The 14586-nt window shown below is 68.4% G+C and carries 15 protein-coding genes and 1 tRNA gene; 4 read left to right on the forward strand and 12 right to left on the reverse strand.

Features of this window, described 5'->3' with window-relative positions; translation table 11 throughout:
• Window positions 1-29: 29 nt before the first annotated feature.
• Window positions 30-1406 carry an NADP-dependent succinic semialdehyde dehydrogenase gene (locus tag GH740_RS11280; protein ID WP_153746189.1) on the forward strand — a complete coding sequence of 459 codons (1377 nt, stop codon included), beginning with the start codon at window positions 30-32 and terminating at the stop codon, window positions 1404-1406.
• Window positions 1407-1475: 69 nt separating this feature from the next.
• Here the strand turns inward: GH740_RS11280 and GH740_RS11285 are convergent, their stop codons facing one another.
• Window positions 1476-2711 (reverse strand): Xaa-Pro peptidase family protein, encoded by a 1236-nt coding sequence (locus tag GH740_RS11285; RefSeq protein ID WP_153746190.1) that lies wholly within the window; start codon window positions 2709-2711, stop codon window positions 1476-1478.
• A complete protein-coding gene (locus GH740_RS11290) occupies window positions 2708-3682 on the reverse strand; it encodes an NAD(P)-dependent oxidoreductase (protein ID WP_301538759.1) in 975 nt (324 codons plus the stop codon). Before GH740_RS11290 ends, GH740_RS11285 begins: the two co-directional genes overlap by 4 nt.
• A gap of 79 nt (window positions 3683-3761) precedes the next feature.
• Here GH740_RS11290 and GH740_RS11295 point away from each other — a divergent pair, with 79 nt between their 5' ends.
• Window positions 3762-4829 (forward strand): LacI family DNA-binding transcriptional regulator, encoded by a 1068-nt coding sequence (locus GH740_RS11295; protein WP_153746192.1) that lies wholly within the window; start codon window positions 3762-3764, stop codon window positions 4827-4829.
• 86 nt (window positions 4830-4915) lie between these two features.
• On the opposite strand, the gene GH740_RS11300 is transcribed toward GH740_RS11295, so the two are convergent.
• Genes GH740_RS11300 through GH740_RS11315 form a run of 4 tightly spaced genes read right to left on the reverse strand, consistent with a single transcriptional unit; the run spans window position 4916 to window position 8930 of the window.
• Window positions 4916-5707 (reverse strand): ABC transporter permease, encoded by a 792-nt coding sequence (locus GH740_RS11300; RefSeq protein WP_153746193.1) that lies wholly within the window; start codon window positions 5705-5707, stop codon window positions 4916-4918.
• A complete protein-coding gene (locus tag GH740_RS11305; RefSeq protein ID WP_367641502.1) occupies window positions 5704-6621 on the reverse strand; it encodes an ABC transporter permease in 918 nt (305 codons plus the stop codon). The genes GH740_RS11300 and GH740_RS11305 overlap by 4 nt, the downstream gene beginning before the upstream one ends.
• A gap of 3 nt (window positions 6622-6624) precedes the next feature.
• Entirely contained in the window at window positions 6625-7839 is a 1215-nt protein-coding gene (locus tag GH740_RS11310) for an ABC transporter substrate-binding protein (RefSeq protein ID WP_367641503.1), read from the reverse strand.
• Window positions 7836-8930, reverse strand: coding sequence for an ABC transporter ATP-binding protein (locus GH740_RS11315; protein ID WP_153746194.1), 1095 nt, complete (start codon window positions 8928-8930; stop codon window positions 7836-7838). The genes GH740_RS11310 and GH740_RS11315 overlap by 4 nt, the downstream gene beginning before the upstream one ends.
• Window positions 8931-9051: 121 nt before the next feature.
• Here GH740_RS11315 and GH740_RS11320 point away from each other — a divergent pair, with 121 nt between their 5' ends.
• Together GH740_RS11320 and GH740_RS11325 are read left to right on the forward strand one after the other, a co-directional pair.
• The gene (locus GH740_RS11320) at window positions 9052-9861 is read left to right on the forward strand and encodes a FadR/GntR family transcriptional regulator (protein ID WP_153746195.1); all 810 of its coding nucleotides are present in this window, start codon (window positions 9052-9054) and stop codon (window positions 9859-9861) included.
• Window positions 9858-10628 carry a cache domain-containing protein gene (locus tag GH740_RS11325; RefSeq protein WP_153746196.1) on the forward strand — a complete coding sequence of 257 codons (771 nt, stop codon included), beginning with the start codon at window positions 9858-9860 and terminating at the stop codon, window positions 10626-10628. Before GH740_RS11320 ends, GH740_RS11325 begins: the two co-directional genes overlap by 4 nt.
• 242 nt (window positions 10629-10870) lie before the next feature.
• Here GH740_RS11325 and GH740_RS11330 read toward each other — a convergent pair.
• The 6 genes from GH740_RS11330 to GH740_RS11355 form a co-directional block, all read right to left on the reverse strand.
• A tRNA-Ala gene (locus tag GH740_RS11330) sits at window positions 10871-10943 on the reverse strand.
• A 73-nt stretch (window positions 10944-11016) separates the two neighbouring features.
• Complete coding sequence (rsfS, locus tag GH740_RS11335) at window positions 11017-11394, reverse strand: ribosome silencing factor (RefSeq protein WP_367641504.1); 378 nt, start codon at window positions 11392-11394, stop codon at window positions 11017-11019.
• Window positions 11391-12428: a hypothetical protein gene (locus GH740_RS11340; RefSeq protein WP_153746197.1), complete on the reverse strand. Its 1038-nt coding sequence runs from the start codon at window positions 12426-12428 to the stop codon at window positions 11391-11393. Before GH740_RS11340 ends, rsfS begins: the two co-directional genes overlap by 4 nt.
• A complete protein-coding gene (gene nadD / locus GH740_RS11345; protein ID WP_153746198.1) occupies window positions 12425-13021 on the reverse strand; it encodes a nicotinate-nucleotide adenylyltransferase in 597 nt (198 codons plus the stop codon). The genes GH740_RS11340 and nadD overlap by 4 nt, the downstream gene beginning before the upstream one ends.
• A 9-nt stretch (window positions 13022-13030) precedes the next feature.
• Window positions 13031-13255 (reverse strand): hypothetical protein, encoded by a 225-nt coding sequence (locus tag GH740_RS11350; RefSeq protein ID WP_153746199.1) that lies wholly within the window; start codon window positions 13253-13255, stop codon window positions 13031-13033.
• 63 nt (window positions 13256-13318) lie between these two features.
• On the reverse strand, window positions 13319-14578 hold the full coding sequence (locus GH740_RS11355; protein ID WP_153746200.1) for a glutamate-5-semialdehyde dehydrogenase: 1260 nt from the start codon (window positions 14576-14578) through the stop codon (window positions 13319-13321).
• Window positions 14579-14586: the final 8 nt, after the last annotated feature.

A 14586-nucleotide genomic window follows, 5' to 3' on the forward strand; every position in this document is an offset into this window, starting at 1 on the left:
ATTGTCCGAAATACCCGAAGGAGTGTCAGATGACGATCGCGACCATCAACCCCGCGACCGGTACGACCGAGCACGAGTTCAACCCCCACTCGCCCGACGAGGTCCAGGCGCGGCTCGGGCGCGCGAGTGCGGCCTTCGCCGCCCTCGCGAGCACGGGCTATGACCAGCGCGCCGAGTGGATGCGCGCGAGTGCCGCCGTGCTGGACGCGGAGGCCGACGAGCTCGCCGCGATGATCACGACCGAGATGGGCAAGCCGATCGCCGCCTCCCGGGGCGAGGTCGCCAAATGCGCGAAGGCCATGCGCTTCTACGCGGACACGGCCGAGCGTTTCCTCGCGGATCAGCCGCTGGACGAGCCCGGTGCGGTGGGCGCGACGCGCGCGTACACGCGGTGGCAGCCACTCGGCGTCGTGCTCGCCGTGATGCCGTGGAACTACCCGCTGTGGCAGGTCATCCGATTCGCAGCGCCGGCCCTCATGGCCGGCAACACCGGAGTGCTCAAGCACGCCTCCAACGTGCCGCAGTCCGCGCTGTACCTCGACACTCTCTTCGAGCGCGGCGGCTTCCCCTCAGGCTCCTTCTCGACCCTCCTGATCGGATCCCGCGAGGTTGCCGCCGTCATTGAGGACCCGCGGATCGTCGCGGTCACACTCACCGGGTCCGAGCCCGCCGGGCGATCGGTCGCGGCCACCGCGGCCGCCCAGATCAAGAGGTCCGTCCTCGAGCTGGGCGGCTCCGACCCGTTCGTCGTGCTTCCCAGCGCCGACCTGGACGCCGCGATCGCGACCGCGGTGTCTGCCCGGACGGCGAACAACGGCCAGTCCTGCATCGCCGGCAAGCGCTTCATCGTGCACGAGGACGTCTACGACCGCTTCGCAGCGGGCTTCGCGGCGGCGATGGCCGCGCTGCGGGTAGGCGATCCCATGGACGAGGCGACGCAGGTCGGCCCGCTGGCGACGGCATCCGGTGTGGCGGAGCTGGCCGAGCTCGTCGACGACGCTCTCGGCAAGGGCGCGGTTGCGCTCACGGGCGGCGCACCGCTCGACCGACCCGGCTGGTTCTACCCGCCGACGGTGATCACGGGCATCACTGCGCAGATGCGGCTCTATCGCGAGGAGGCGTTCGGCCCGGTGGCGAGCCTCTACAAGGTCGACGGCATTGACGCGGCGATAGCGCTTGCCAACGCGACCGACTTCGGGCTCAGCTCCGCGGTGTGGACCAACGACCCAGTGGAGCAGGAGCGCCTCGCGCGCGACCTCGAGGCGGGAGCCGTGTTCATCAACGGGATGACGGTGTCCTACCCCGAGCTGCCGTTCGGCGGCATCAAGAACTCCGGCTACGGCCGCGAGCTCGCCGCCGACGGCATCCGCGAGTTCTGCAACCTCAAGACGGTCTGGGTGGCCTGAGGTCCGCCGCCCGACGGTCGGACCACGCGGAGGGGTGGCGGGGAACCGCCACCCCTCCGCGAAGTCCGCTCAGTACTCGTTCGCGACGAACAGCTCCTGGGCCGGGAATTTCGTGAGGATCTCCGGGCCCCTCTCGGTCACGACGACCTCTTCCTCGATGCGCGCCGCGGAGACGCCGTCACTGGCGGGGCAGTACGTCTCCATCGCGAAGACCATGCCCGCCTCGATCTCCACCGGGTTCTCGAGCGAGTTCAGGCGCGAGATGATCGGTCGCTCGTGCAGGCCGAGGCCCAGGCCGTGGGCGAACTGCAGCCCGAACGCGGCGAGCTCGTTCTCGAAGCCGAACTCCTCGGCCTTGGGCAGCAGCCGTGCGATCTGGTCCGAACCGACGCCGGGCTTGATGGCGTCGATGGCCCGGTCCATCCATTCCCGCGCCTGCCGGTAGGCGTCGCGCTGCGGCGTCGTCGCGCTGCCGACCCCGAAGGTGCGGTAGTAACACGTCCGGTACCCGTTGAACGAATGGATGATGTCGAAGAACGCCTGATCGCCCGGGCGGATGATCCGGTCGGTGAAGTTGTGCGGATGCGGGTTGCAGCGCTCCCCCGAGATCGCGTTGATCGCCTCCACCTGGTCGGAGCCCAGCTCGTAGAGACGCTTGCTGGCGAGCGCGACGATCTCGTTCTCCCGGATGCCCGGCTTGAGCACGTCGACGATGTCCTGGTACACGCCGTCGACCATCGCGGCGGCCTGGTTGAGCAGCATGATCTCGTCCTGGGACTTGATCACGCGGGCATCCAGCATCCGCTGCTGCGCGTCGACGACCGTAAGCCCCTGGCGCTGCATCTCAAACAGGAACGGAGGCTCGACGATGTCGACGCCGACGGGAGCGTCCGCGACACCCGCCTCCTTGAGGATCGCCTTGATCTCCGTGACCGCGTCGCGCATGAGGCCCGCCTCGGGCGCGACGGCTCCGCGGAACCCGAGGAACCCGGGACGGTTGTTCTCCTCCGGCAGCCACTTCGAGTAGAGCTTGTGGTGGCGCACGGCCGATCCGAAGTCCCACAGGATCGGCTCCGCGTCGCGCGTGAGCAGCGCGTACCGGATCATCTTGTCGCCCAGAGCGCCGCCGATCCAGGTCTGGGTCGTGTAGCGGATGTTGTAGAAGTCAAACAGCAGGAATGCGCCGCACTCGCTCGTCTCGAGCGCCGCCCGGGCCCTCCCGAGACGGTACTGACGAAGACGGTCGAAGTCGACCCGTGCCTCGTAGTCCACCGCCATATGGCCGGGGGCATGGAGCTGCGTCATGCGTCCCCCTTGAGCCCGTCGCCGAGCTGCGCGTCCTCGGAGCGGATGTCCAGTCCGGCACCGCGCGCCACCCGGAGCAGGAGGGTCGCGAAGTCATCCTCGGTGTTGCCCTCCCCGACCTCCTGCGCGACGATCTGGCGCGTCGCGGACGCGATCGGCATGGGGACACCGAGCTTGTCACCCGCCGTCAGGCCGAGATCGAAGTCCTTCTGCAGGAGCGGCATCGTGAAGGTGGGCGTGAAGTCGAGGTCGACGAACGCGGGCGACTTGTAGCGCGTGAACGTCGAACCCATGACCGAATCATTGAGGAACTCCAGGAACGCCTGTCGGGACACCCCGCCCTTCTCCGCGAGCACGGTGATCTCGGCGAGCGACTGCGTCACGACGCCGAGGAACACGTTGTGCGCGATCTTGACGAGCCGGGCGGTCTCGCCCTCGCCGACGTAGGTGACGCCGCGGCCGAAGACCTTCAGCACCGCCTCGGCCCGGTCGTAGGCGGCGCGCGGACCGGAGACCGCGACGGTGAGCTTGCCGGCGGCGATCACCGCCGGGTTGCCGCTCACGGGCGTCGCGAGCACCTGGGTGCCACGCTTGCCGGCGGCGTCACGGATGAGCTCGCCCGCCTCCACCGACACGGTCGAGGCGTCGGCGATGATGCCGGGCACCGCGTCACCGGTGAGCAAGCCGCCCTCGCCGAGCATGACCTGCTCGAGATCCTTCGACGCGGCGACCATCGAGAAGACGATGTCACGGTCGGCCAACTCGACCGGACGGTCGACGACGCTGGCGCCCCGCGCGGCGAGCGGTTCAGCCTTGGAGCGGGTGCGGTTGTAGACGGCGACGTCGTATCCGGCCTCCAGGAGCCTCGTGGCCAGTTGGAATCCCATCCGACCGACGCCGATCCAGCCGATCCTGAGGTCTTTCGTTGGCATCCCGTTCTCCCTTGACGATGACGATGCAATCGATTGCAATCCTCTCGGGGCCTCCCCTCGTTGTCAAGTGTGGGTGAAACAACCCCGAAGTCGGCAACCGGTTGATAGCGTTAGCGGCATGCCGGGACGAGTGACGATCGCGGATGTCGCCACGCGCGCGGGGGTGCACAAGGCGACCGTGTCGCGCGCCCTGAACGCGCGCACCCAGCACCAGGTGAACACGGCCACGGTCAAGCGCGTCCAGCGCGCGGCACGCGAACTCGGGTACGTGCCCAACGTCATCGCGCGGGGCCTGCGCACCAGCCTGTCCATGACGATAGGCGTCATCCTGCCTGATCTCACCAACCCGCTCTTCCCCCCAATCGTGCGAGGAATCGAGAGCCATCTCTCCGGCCGTTCCTATACCGCCCTCGTGGTGAACACCGACGGCAAGGATGACGCGGAGCTCGCGGCGTTCGACTCGCTTCTGGAGCGCCGCGTCGACGGGTTGATCGTCGCGACCGGGAAGGTGGAGCACCCGCTCCTCGCCGACGCGTACGCGCGCGGCATCCCCGTCGTCATGCTCAATCGGGGCACCGCGCGCGGCGAGTATCCGCTCGTCGTCGGCGACGACGCGAAGGGCGTCACCGATGCCGTCGAACACCTCGTCCGGCTCGGCCACCGGGACCTCGTGCACCTGGCGGGGCCTGCCGACTTCACCACCAGCCTGGCACGCTCCGAGGCGTTCACGGCAGCCGCGCGCAGACATCCGGGTCTGAAACACTCCATCATCCTCGCTTCTGCGTTCAGCATCGCGGCAGGCGAGGCCACCATGGCCGAGCTGCTCGCGCGGCCGGAGGAGCTGCCCACCGCGGTCGTGGCCGGCAACGACCTGATCGCCGTCGGCGTGCTGCGCGCGCTCCGCGCGCACGGTCTAGCCACCCCCGGCGACGTGTCCGTGGTGGGTTTCAACGACATGCCGTTCGCGGAAGACCTGAATCCACCGCTGACGACTGTCCACATCCCTCATCACGAGATGGGCGTTCAGGCCGCTCGCCTTCTGCTGGAAGGCATCGAGTCAGGCGCGCAGCACGGGATCACGATCACGCTCCCCGCGGAGCTCGTCGTGCGCTCGTCGACCGCCCAGCCCCGTGAGCACAGTATCCGCGGACCGTTGACGCACGACTCGACTCCCTCCTCGAGCTAGTTGGGAATCCGGGCGACCAATCCACCCGACGCGTCCCCTGCGGATCCGTGCCATGCGGAACACTGTGCGCGGGTGCGACGATGGGCTCACCGACGGGCGACGCCGCCCCCGGCGAGCCGGCTCGAGATCGCCACGGGGATGATGGTGACCAGGAGGACGACGATGACCACGACGTTGACCTCCGGCAGGTGCTGACCGAGTCGAATGGCGCCGAAGATCCACAGCGGCAATGTGTTCTGCGCGCCCGCCGTGAAGGTCGTCACCACCACCTCGTCGAACGATAGGGCGAATGCGAGCAGGGCGCCCGACACGAGGGCCGTCGCCAGACTCGGCAGGGTGACGAACCGGAAGGTCTGCAGCGGCCGGGCCCCGAGGTCCTGCGAAGCTTCGACAAAGCTCGTGCCGGTGCGCCGCAGGCGCGCGATGACGTTGTTGTAGACCACGACGATGCAGAACGTGGCATGGCCCACGATGATCGTCGTCAGCGACAGGCCGATCCCGGCGAAGCTGAAAGCGGAGTTCAGCGCGACACCCGTGATGATCCCGGGCAGAGCCAACGGCAGCACGACCAGGAACGAGATCGTCTCACGCCCGAAGAAGCGGTAGCGGTGCACGCCGAACGCAGCCGCGGAACCGAGCAGGAGCGCGATCGCCGTCGAGATGAGCCCCGCCCGCACCGAGAGCCACAGTGCTTCGCGCACCTGCGCGTCGTTCCAGGCGAGAATGAACCACTTCGTCGAGAATGACGCGATCGGCCAGCTCTGGATGTTCGAGCCGTTGAACGCGTACAGGCACACGATGACGATCGGGGCGAACAGGAACACGAGAACCAGCGCCATCCATATCCGCAGCAGGATGCGACTGAGTCGTCCGCTCATGAGAACTCCTCGGAGGCGCCCGCGAACCGTGCAGCGGAAAGGTAGACGATCATGATCACGATCGGCACGATGGCCAGTGCTGCGGCGAACGGCAGATTTCCGGCCACCCCGATATTCGAGTAGATGACGTTGCCGATGAAGTTCGACCCGGTGCCGCCGACGAGGATCGGCGTGATGAAGTCGCCCAGCGTCAGCGAGAACGTGAAGATCGAGCCGGCGACCACGCCGGGCAGGGCGAGCGGCACGACCACCCGCCAGAGCGTGCGCGAACCATGTGCGCCGAGGTCAGCGGACGCCTGCAGATAGGAGTCCGGGATCCGCTCCATTGCCGCATAGACGGGCACGATCATGTACGGCAGCCAAATGTACGAGAACACTATCCACATCGCCACATTCGTGTACCCGATGTTCGCCGGCGGCAGCCCCAGGTGCTCGAGGGTCCAGTTCAGCGTGCCGCCCTTCTGCAGGATCACGATCCATGCGTACACGCGGGCGAGGTAGCTGGCCCACAGCGGCAGCACGACGGCAGTGAAGAGGATGTTGCGCATCCGCGGCGATGCGACCCGCGCCAGGTAGTAGGCCACCGGGAACGCGATCAGCGCGTCGGTGACGGTGACCAGCAGTGCCATGACGATCGTGCGGCCGATCACGGACAGGTAGGTGGGAGTGAAGATGTGCGTGAAGTTGTCGAGCGTGAACTCCCGCTGCAGCTGGTTGGTGAGCGGATTGACGGACCAGAACGCCGTGGCGAGCATGACAGCGAGGGAGGCGAGGTAAATGATCACCAGCCACCCCATCGGCGGGGTCAGGGTGAGCAGTCCGCGCAGCCACGGCCGCCGCCACAGGGCCGCGGACAATCCGCGGCCCCGTGGCGCCGTGGCCGGAGTGCGGGCCGGATCGGCGAGACCTGTCACGGGTCAGCCCGTGATTTCGGTCCAGGCCGCCTGCCACTGCTGGAACGGCACGCAATCGTTCTTCCCGTTGCCGCATTGAGCCAAAGGCGTCTTCCAGAACTTGATCTGGCTGAAGTACGACTCCGGTGCGTTGGCGTGGTACGCGGCGCACGATCCCGCTTGAAGGGAGTCCATCACTTTGCAGGCGTTCTGGTTCGCGGGCGTTTCGCCGAAGTAGATCGCCTGCTGCGCCTGAACCTCGGGCGTTGTCGCCCACTGCATCCACTTGTAGGCGCAGTTCGGGTGCGGCGCCTTCGACGCGAGCATCCAGGTGTCGGCCCAGCCTGTGGCCCCTTCGGCGGGAATCGTATCGGCCACCGGCGCCTTGCCGGCCTGCAGCGTGTTGGTCTGGTACGGCCAGGCGGCGCCGACGACCGTGGCGCCGGACTGGAAGAGGCTGATCTCCTGCGACGCCAGTCCCCAGTACTTCTTCACGAGCGGACGCTGTTCCTTGAGCAGACTGACGGCGGCGTCGAATTGCTTCTGGGTCAGTTCGTACGGGTCGGTGATGCCCAGGTCGGGCTTCGTCTTGCTCAGGTACAGGGCCGCATCGGCGATCTGGATGGGGTTGTCGGGGACGGTGACCTGGCCCGTGTACTTCTTGTCGTAGAGCGTCGCCCAGGAGGTCGGCTCTTGAGTGACGACCGACGTGTTGTACATGAGCACGTTGGGACCGAACTCGTAGGAGACGCCGTAGTGCTTGCCGTCGATGGTGTTGAAGCTCGGGCTCTTGAGGAATTCGTAGAAGTTGTTCCACTCCGGGATCAGGTCGATGTTGACCGGCCGGACGTCGCCCCCGTAGATGAGACGCAGGTCGGCGTCGCCCGAGGCCGAGACCATGTCATACTGCCCGCCGCCGCCTCCGGCCATGAGCGAGACCATCTCACTGGAGGATCCGGCGTACTTGGAGTTGACCTGGCAGCCCGTCTGCTTCTCGAACGGCTGCACCCAATCCGGCTGCGTGTACCCCTCCCAAGCGATGAGGTTCAGTTGGCCTTCGGTCTTTCCGATCGACGTCGGAACCGCGGCATCCTGCATCGGCGGCTTCAGGCCCGCGACCGCGCCGTTGCCGCCGCCCGTCGATGAGGGACCCGGGCCTGCCGAACCGCAGCCCGACAACAGCATGCCCACCGCCAGGACCGCGGTGGACGCGACGATCGTCGCATGGATTCTGCTCACTGTTCACTCCTTGTCTGTGCGCCCCCGGTGACCGCGGGGGCCAGCCGATGGGATTGCGCCGGCCACCAGGCGATGCGCACCCGCTCGCCCGGGGAGGGCATCCGCAGGGCGCTGGTGGAGGTCTCGTTCTGCATGGCAACCGACACGGTCCGGGCGTCGTCGAGAGTCAGGTGCACCCGGGTCAGGACGCCCAGATAAATGACCTCGCCGACCGTGCCCTGCAGCACTTGCGCGGCATCCGGGACCGGAGCTTCGGCCGGCAGCAGGCGCATCCGCTCCGGTCGGACCGCGTAGCGGTCGGGTCCGAACGGGATCGTGTTCGACACGCCGATGAAGTCCGCGACATACTCGTTCGCGGGGTTCTCGTAGATCTCCACCGGCGAGCCCACCTGCTCAATGCGTCCCAGATGGAACACCGCGATGCGATCGCTCATCGTCAGTGCCTCCTCCTGGTCGTGCGTGACGAAGATGAAGGTGATGCCGGCCTCACGCTGAATGCGCTTCAGCTCTAGCTGCATGCTCTGCCGCAGTTTCAGGTCGAGCGCGCCCAGCGGCTCGTCCAGCAGCAGCACGGAGGGTCGGTTGACAATCGCCCGCGCCAGCGCCACCCGCTGCCGCTGCCCGCCGGAGAGCTGATCGGGCTTACGGCGACCGTAGTCGGGAAGGCCCACCATCCGCAGGGCGTCGTTCGCCCGACGGCGCCGCTGCACAGTCGGCACGTGCTTGACGCGCAGACCGTACTCGACGTTCTGGAGGACGTTCATGTGCGGGAACAGCGCATAGTCCTGGAAGACGGTGTTGACATCCCGGTCGTACGGCGGCACGCGGGTCACGTCGACGCCGTGCAGCATGACTGTGCCGGAATCGGCCTGCTCGAACCCCGCGATCACCCGCAGCATCGTCGTCTTGCCCGAACCGGAGGCCCCGAGCATCGTGAAGAATTCGCCGGCGCGCACGTCAAGGTCGACGCCGTCCAGCGCCACGACGTCGCCGAACGTCTTCCGCACCGCGCGCAGGCTGACCGCCGGCGTCGAGACGCCGATGGCCGGCCGTGCCTGCTCTCGCTCCTGCGCGATCGGCGCTGTTCTCATGCAGGTCACTCCCCACGTCTCTGTCGAGACCAGAAGAATAACATATAACCTCATTGGTCAATGCGTTTGGATCAGGCATCGGATAGCCTAGGGGCGAATCGGGACGACGGGAGGCGTACACATGGCCGATGAGAGACTGACCGCCGTCGTGTCGCGTGCACCGGACTACCTCGACGACCCCACTCCGATTCCAGCCACGGTGCGCTGGTCGCAGTTGGCGTACAGCGCGGTGTTCGCGCCCCTCACACAGTTGAGCCGGCCCAACATCGTTGCGCGGCGCCTCGCAGACGGCATCGCCTTGGGGGTGCTGCGCGATGGCGAACAGCTGCCGTCGGAATCCGAGCTCGCCGACGAATTCGGAGTTTCGACCGTGTCGGTGCGGCAGGCGCTCGGGATGCTGCGGGAGCAGGGTCTCATCGCAACCCGGCGTGGGCGCAACGGCGGCAGCTTCGTGAAGGCGCCCGGCGACACGGCGCGCGACGTGGTGCGCGCCCGGCTCAGGGACATGTCGATGGCCGATCTGCGCGACCTGTGCGACCACTACCGGTCGGTCAACGGGGCAGCGGCCGCTCTCGCGGCGGCGCGGGTCGACGATGAGGACGCCGACCGGATCCGTGCGGCCGCCGCGGTCGAGCTGCCCGCCGCGGACCGGCGTGCACATCGCCACGCCGAGGGACAGTTCCATCTAGAGGTCACCGCGGCGTCGCAGTCACCCCGGCTGACCCGCGAGGAGATCGCATTGCAGCGCGAGATCGCGCCCGTGCTGTGGCTTCCGATCACCGATGCAACGTCCCTTCGCACGGCGGCGGCCCATCACGTGCAGCTCGCGGAGGCGGTCGCCGCCGGCGACGCCGTCGCGGCGCGGAGTGCCGCCGAGCACCACATCGACCAGGCCTTCGCCTGGGCGCGCGAGTTGAAGGAGACATTGTGACCCGCCCCCGGACGTCGGACGATGCCGGCATCGACCGCATCGCAGCCGAGCTCACCGAGACCTTCGACGGCGTCTTCGCCGCCCTCGAAGACCTCCGCACTGCCGTCGAGACGGCGCTCGCGGCGCCGAGCCCCCACACCGCGGACCTCGCGGCCATCGACGCTCCCTCGATCGCCGCCGTCGAAGAGGGCGACGCCCTCATCGTGGGGGCGGGCTACGCAGCGGCCCCGGGCATTCTGGCCGACTCCACGTACTGGCTGCAGTGGTGGTCGGACTACGACCGCCCCGCCACCGGAACCGCCCGGCGTCTGCACGTCGAGCTCGACCCCGCCGGCGAGCTGTTCCGCGACTACACGGAGCTCGGATGGTTCTCGGTGTCGGCCCGGTCGGGCAGCCGGCACATCGCGGGCCCGTACGTGGACTACATGTGCACCGACCAGTACACGCTGACGTTCAGCGTCCCCGTCCGGCGTGCAGGCCGGTTCGCAGGCATCATCGGCGCGGATGTGTACGCCGACGACGTCGAACGGCTCGCGATAGCCCGGATGACGCGTCACCCCGGACCGTGCGCGCTCGTGAACGGTTCCGGCCGCGTCGTCGCCGCCGTGCACACGGATCTGGCTCCCGGTCAGCGCATGCGAATGCCATTCCGCGGCGACCCGACAGTGCCCACCGCCGGAGATCTGGTACGACAGATCGCGGATCTGCCCCTGTATGTCGTCACCGGCCCGCCCGTCACCGCGGCAGAGTTTCGACGGACCGCGTGACTGGGAGAACTCGCCCTCCACGAGCCCGGGCGATTCACACCTCGCGAGGCAGCCCCGAACTTCGCGAGGCAGCCCCGAAATTGAGGGATGCCTCGCGAAGTTGAGGGATGCCTCGCGAAGTTGAGGGATGCCTCGCGAAAGGAGGGAAGACCTACGCTCGCGCCACCGCCCCGAGATCTGCAGGCCCATGTACGGAGAGGGACTGAGCCGTCACGATGCCGGTGATGCAGCGGAAGAAAATGTGGACCTGAGGGGACTCGAACCCCTGACCCCCTGCATGCCATGCAGGTGCGCTACCAGCTGCGCCACAGGCCCAGAAATTCGTCCCGGATCGCTCCGGGACAACCCGTTCAGATTACTACATTCCGATGCGGGGGCGAAATCCCGGTCACTCCGCGGCGGCGGCCGCCACCGGCTCGATCGCCACGACCGGGCAGTCCTTCCACAGGCGCTCGAGCCCGTAGTACGTGCGCTCCTGCTCATGGAAGACGTGCGCGACGAGGTCGCCGAAATCAAGCAGGATCCAGCGTGCCTCCTGTCGTCCTTCGCGACGCAGACGCTTGTGGCCGGCCTCGAGCAGCTTCTCCTCGATCTCGTCCGCGATGGCGGCGACGTTGCGCTCGCTGCGCCCCGAGACGATGAGGAACACGTCCACCAGCGGCAGCGGCTCGGACACATCGAGGGCTACGAGGTCCTCGCCGCCCTTCGCCTGCGCGGCGGCGGCCGCGACCTGCAGCATCTCGCGCGCCTGATCGGTCGCCGTCACGAGATGACCCCGGTCACCAGCGCATAGACGAGCACGCCGACCAGCGCCAGCGCAAGCACGCCTGCGGTGATGGCGAGGGTCAGCATCAGCCTGCCGCCCTTGTCGGGTGCCGGCGGCTGGATGATGTCCTCGCTGGACTTGATCGTGCTCACCGCCGCACTCGCGGCGATCGGCGTCGGCGACGAGTGCGCGGGCAGCTCGCCGTCCACGAGCACCGCATCCACCTCGCGGCCGTCGGCGGTGCCGCGGATCTGGCCGGTCGACCCCAGTCCCTCAGGCAGCGCGAAGGTGCCGGTGACGAGCACCTCGCCGGTTCCACCGATCGGGCCGACCAGCGGCGCCGCAGAGGCGTGCGACATGATCAGGGCGCTGGATGCCGCGACCGAACCGGTCGTGTCCAGGTCGCGGGTCAGCAGCTGTTCGAACGAGGATGCCGGACGGTTCGCAGCCGCCTCGCCGGCCAGCAGGCCCGCTCCGAACATCGGATTGAGCACGGCCCGCTCCGAGGAGGGTTCATGAGACACCGCCGGCGCCTCGGTGTGCGCCGTTTCGACGACGGGCTGCGCCACCTGGCCGACCCCGGCCGCCGGCGTCGCGGCGACGGGATCGTCCTCGAACGGCCACGGGGAGGAGTCGATCAGGGCCACCGGCGCGCTCGGCGTGATCGTCTGGCCGGCAGCGGCGACCGCGCCCAGATCCGGGCTGATCACGGGGACCGACGCGGTGCGGATCCGCTCCTGCTGCCTGGCCTGGCGCCGGGTCAGCGGCGACTCACCGAGGTCGACCGACGCGTCGGGTACCGGCGCGGTGTGCATCTGCACCGGCTCAGCGGCGCGCGGAAGCGGGGCCGGCGGGGCCGGGGCGGGCTCGACGGCGGCGGGGTCGCTGGGCGCTGTGCCGCTATCCGCCGCGTCGTCCGGGGCGGGTGCAGGCGCGCCGCCGGCGGGCACGACGGGGGTCGCGCCGGTGTTGCGCAGCTCGCGCAGCTGCTTTCGGGTCAGCGGCGGAGTGCTCGGCTGCTCGGGTGTGCTCATGCCTTGCTCCGATAAAGGTGATGCTTCGCAATGTACTGGACGACCCCGTCGGGCACGAGGTACCACACGGGGTGGCCTTTGCGCACGCGCTCCCGACAGTCGGTCGAGGAGATCGCCAATGCGGGTATCTCGAGCTGACTGACGTCATCGCTCGGGAGGCCGTCCGTGCTCAGGACATGGCCGGGCCTCGAGACCGCGACGAAGTGGGCGAGATCCCACAGTTCATCATGGTCCCTCCAACTGAGAATTTGCGCTACGGCATCGGCGCCGGTGATGAAGAAGAGATCGGACCCGGGTCGCTCCGTCTTCAGGTCGCGCAGCGTGTCGATCGTGTACGTCAATCCGGTGCGGTCGATGTCGACGCGACTCACCGTGAACCGTGGGTTGGATGCCGTGGCGATCACCGTCATCAGGTAGCGGTGCTCGCTGGCGCTGACCTCGAACTTCTGCCACGGCCGGCCGGTGGGCACGAAGATGACCTCGTCGAGGTCGAACGACTCGGCCACCTCGGATGCCGCGACGAGGTGTCCGTTATGGATCGGATCGAACGTTCCGCCCATCACCCCCACGCGGGGCGGTCGGGTCGACGTCATGCCGTGGGCCTAGTGGCCGTGTCCGTTCTGCTGAACGTCCACCGCGTGCTCCCGCGCATACGCCTCCGCCTTGTGCGCGTGCCGGTTCGACACGTTCCGGTGGGACAGCGTCACGATCCCCAGGAACGTGAACACGGCGATCGCAACGATCGGGAACCAGAGCGTCTCGAGCATGGCGTTGCCCGAGTGCTCGGCCTCCTCGGCGGCGAACGCGATCAGCGAGGCGAAGGTCATCGGTGCTCCGTTTCCCAAGATTCCGGTGGCGCGGTCGAGCGCGCCGCAGTCCAGTCTAGGCCGTCAGACCCGCACCTGCCCGGCACCGCGCGCCAGCCACTTCGTGCTGGTCAGTTCGGCCAGCCCCATCGGGCCTCGGGCGTGCAGCTTCTGCGTCGAGATGCCCACCTCCGCGCCGAAGCCGAACTCGCCGCCGTCGGTGAAGCGGGTGGACGCGTTGGCCATCACAACGGCCGAATCCACCTCGGCGAGGAACCGCTCCGCATTCGCCTCGTCGGTCGTGATGATCGACTCGGTGTGGTGCGTCGAATAGCGGCGGATGTGTGCGAGCGCGTCGTCCAGGTCGTCCACGACGCGCATCGACAGGTCCAGGCTCAGGTGCTCGATGGCCCAGTCCTCGTCGGTGGTCGGCACGATGTCCGATGCGAGCGCGGCGACATCCTCATCGCCGTGCACCGTGACCCCGGCACCCTGCAGCGCCGCCACGACCGGACCGACCAGGCGCTGCGCCGCCGCCCGGTGCACGAGGACCGTCTCGACGGCGTTGCACACGCTCGGCCGCTGCACCTTCGCGTTCACGACGATGTCGCGCGCCCAGTCCAGCGGGGCGGTCTCGTCGAGCAGGATGTGCACGACCCCGGCACCGGTCTCGATCACCGGCACGGAGGACTCCGTGACGACGGTCTCGATCAGCTGGGCACTCCCCCGTGGGACAAGGACGTCGACGACACCCCTCGCGTGCATCAGCTCGCGCGCACCGTCGCGGCCGAACTCGTCGAGCGTCTGCACCGCCTCGGCGTCCACGCCCGCCGACGCGAGCGCCCCGCGGATGACGTCCACGAGCGCCGCGTTCGTCTCCTGCGCGGCCGTCCCGCCGCGCAGCACCACGGCGTTGCCGGACCGCAGTGCCAGCGCCGTGATGTCGACGGTCACGTTCGGGCGCGCCTCGTAGATGGCACCCACCACACCGAACGGGACGGACACCTTCTGCAGCCGCACGCCGTTCGGCAGCGACCGCTCGTCGAGCACGCGACCGACGGGATCGGGCAGCGCAGCGACATCCCGCACCGCGGCTGCCAGCGCGGCGACCCGTGCCTCGTCCAGGCGCAGCCGGTCCTGCATGGCGACGGACAGGCCGTCATCACGGCCGCGGCGCAGATCGCTCTCGTTCGCCCGGACGACAGCGGGTGCCGCAGCGTCGATGGCGTCGGCGACGGCGTGCAGCACGTCCTGCTTCTGCAGGTCCGTGAGCAGGGCCACCGAGCGTGCCGCATCCTTCGCCCTCAGCATGCGGTCGCGGGCGGTGGCGGCAGGCGAGGTCATGCCACGAG

The sequence above is a fragment of the Microbacterium sp. SYP-A9085 genome, from assembly GCF_009649635.1.
In the GTDB taxonomy this organism is placed as follows: domain Bacteria; phylum Actinomycetota; class Actinomycetes; order Actinomycetales; family Microbacteriaceae; genus Microbacterium.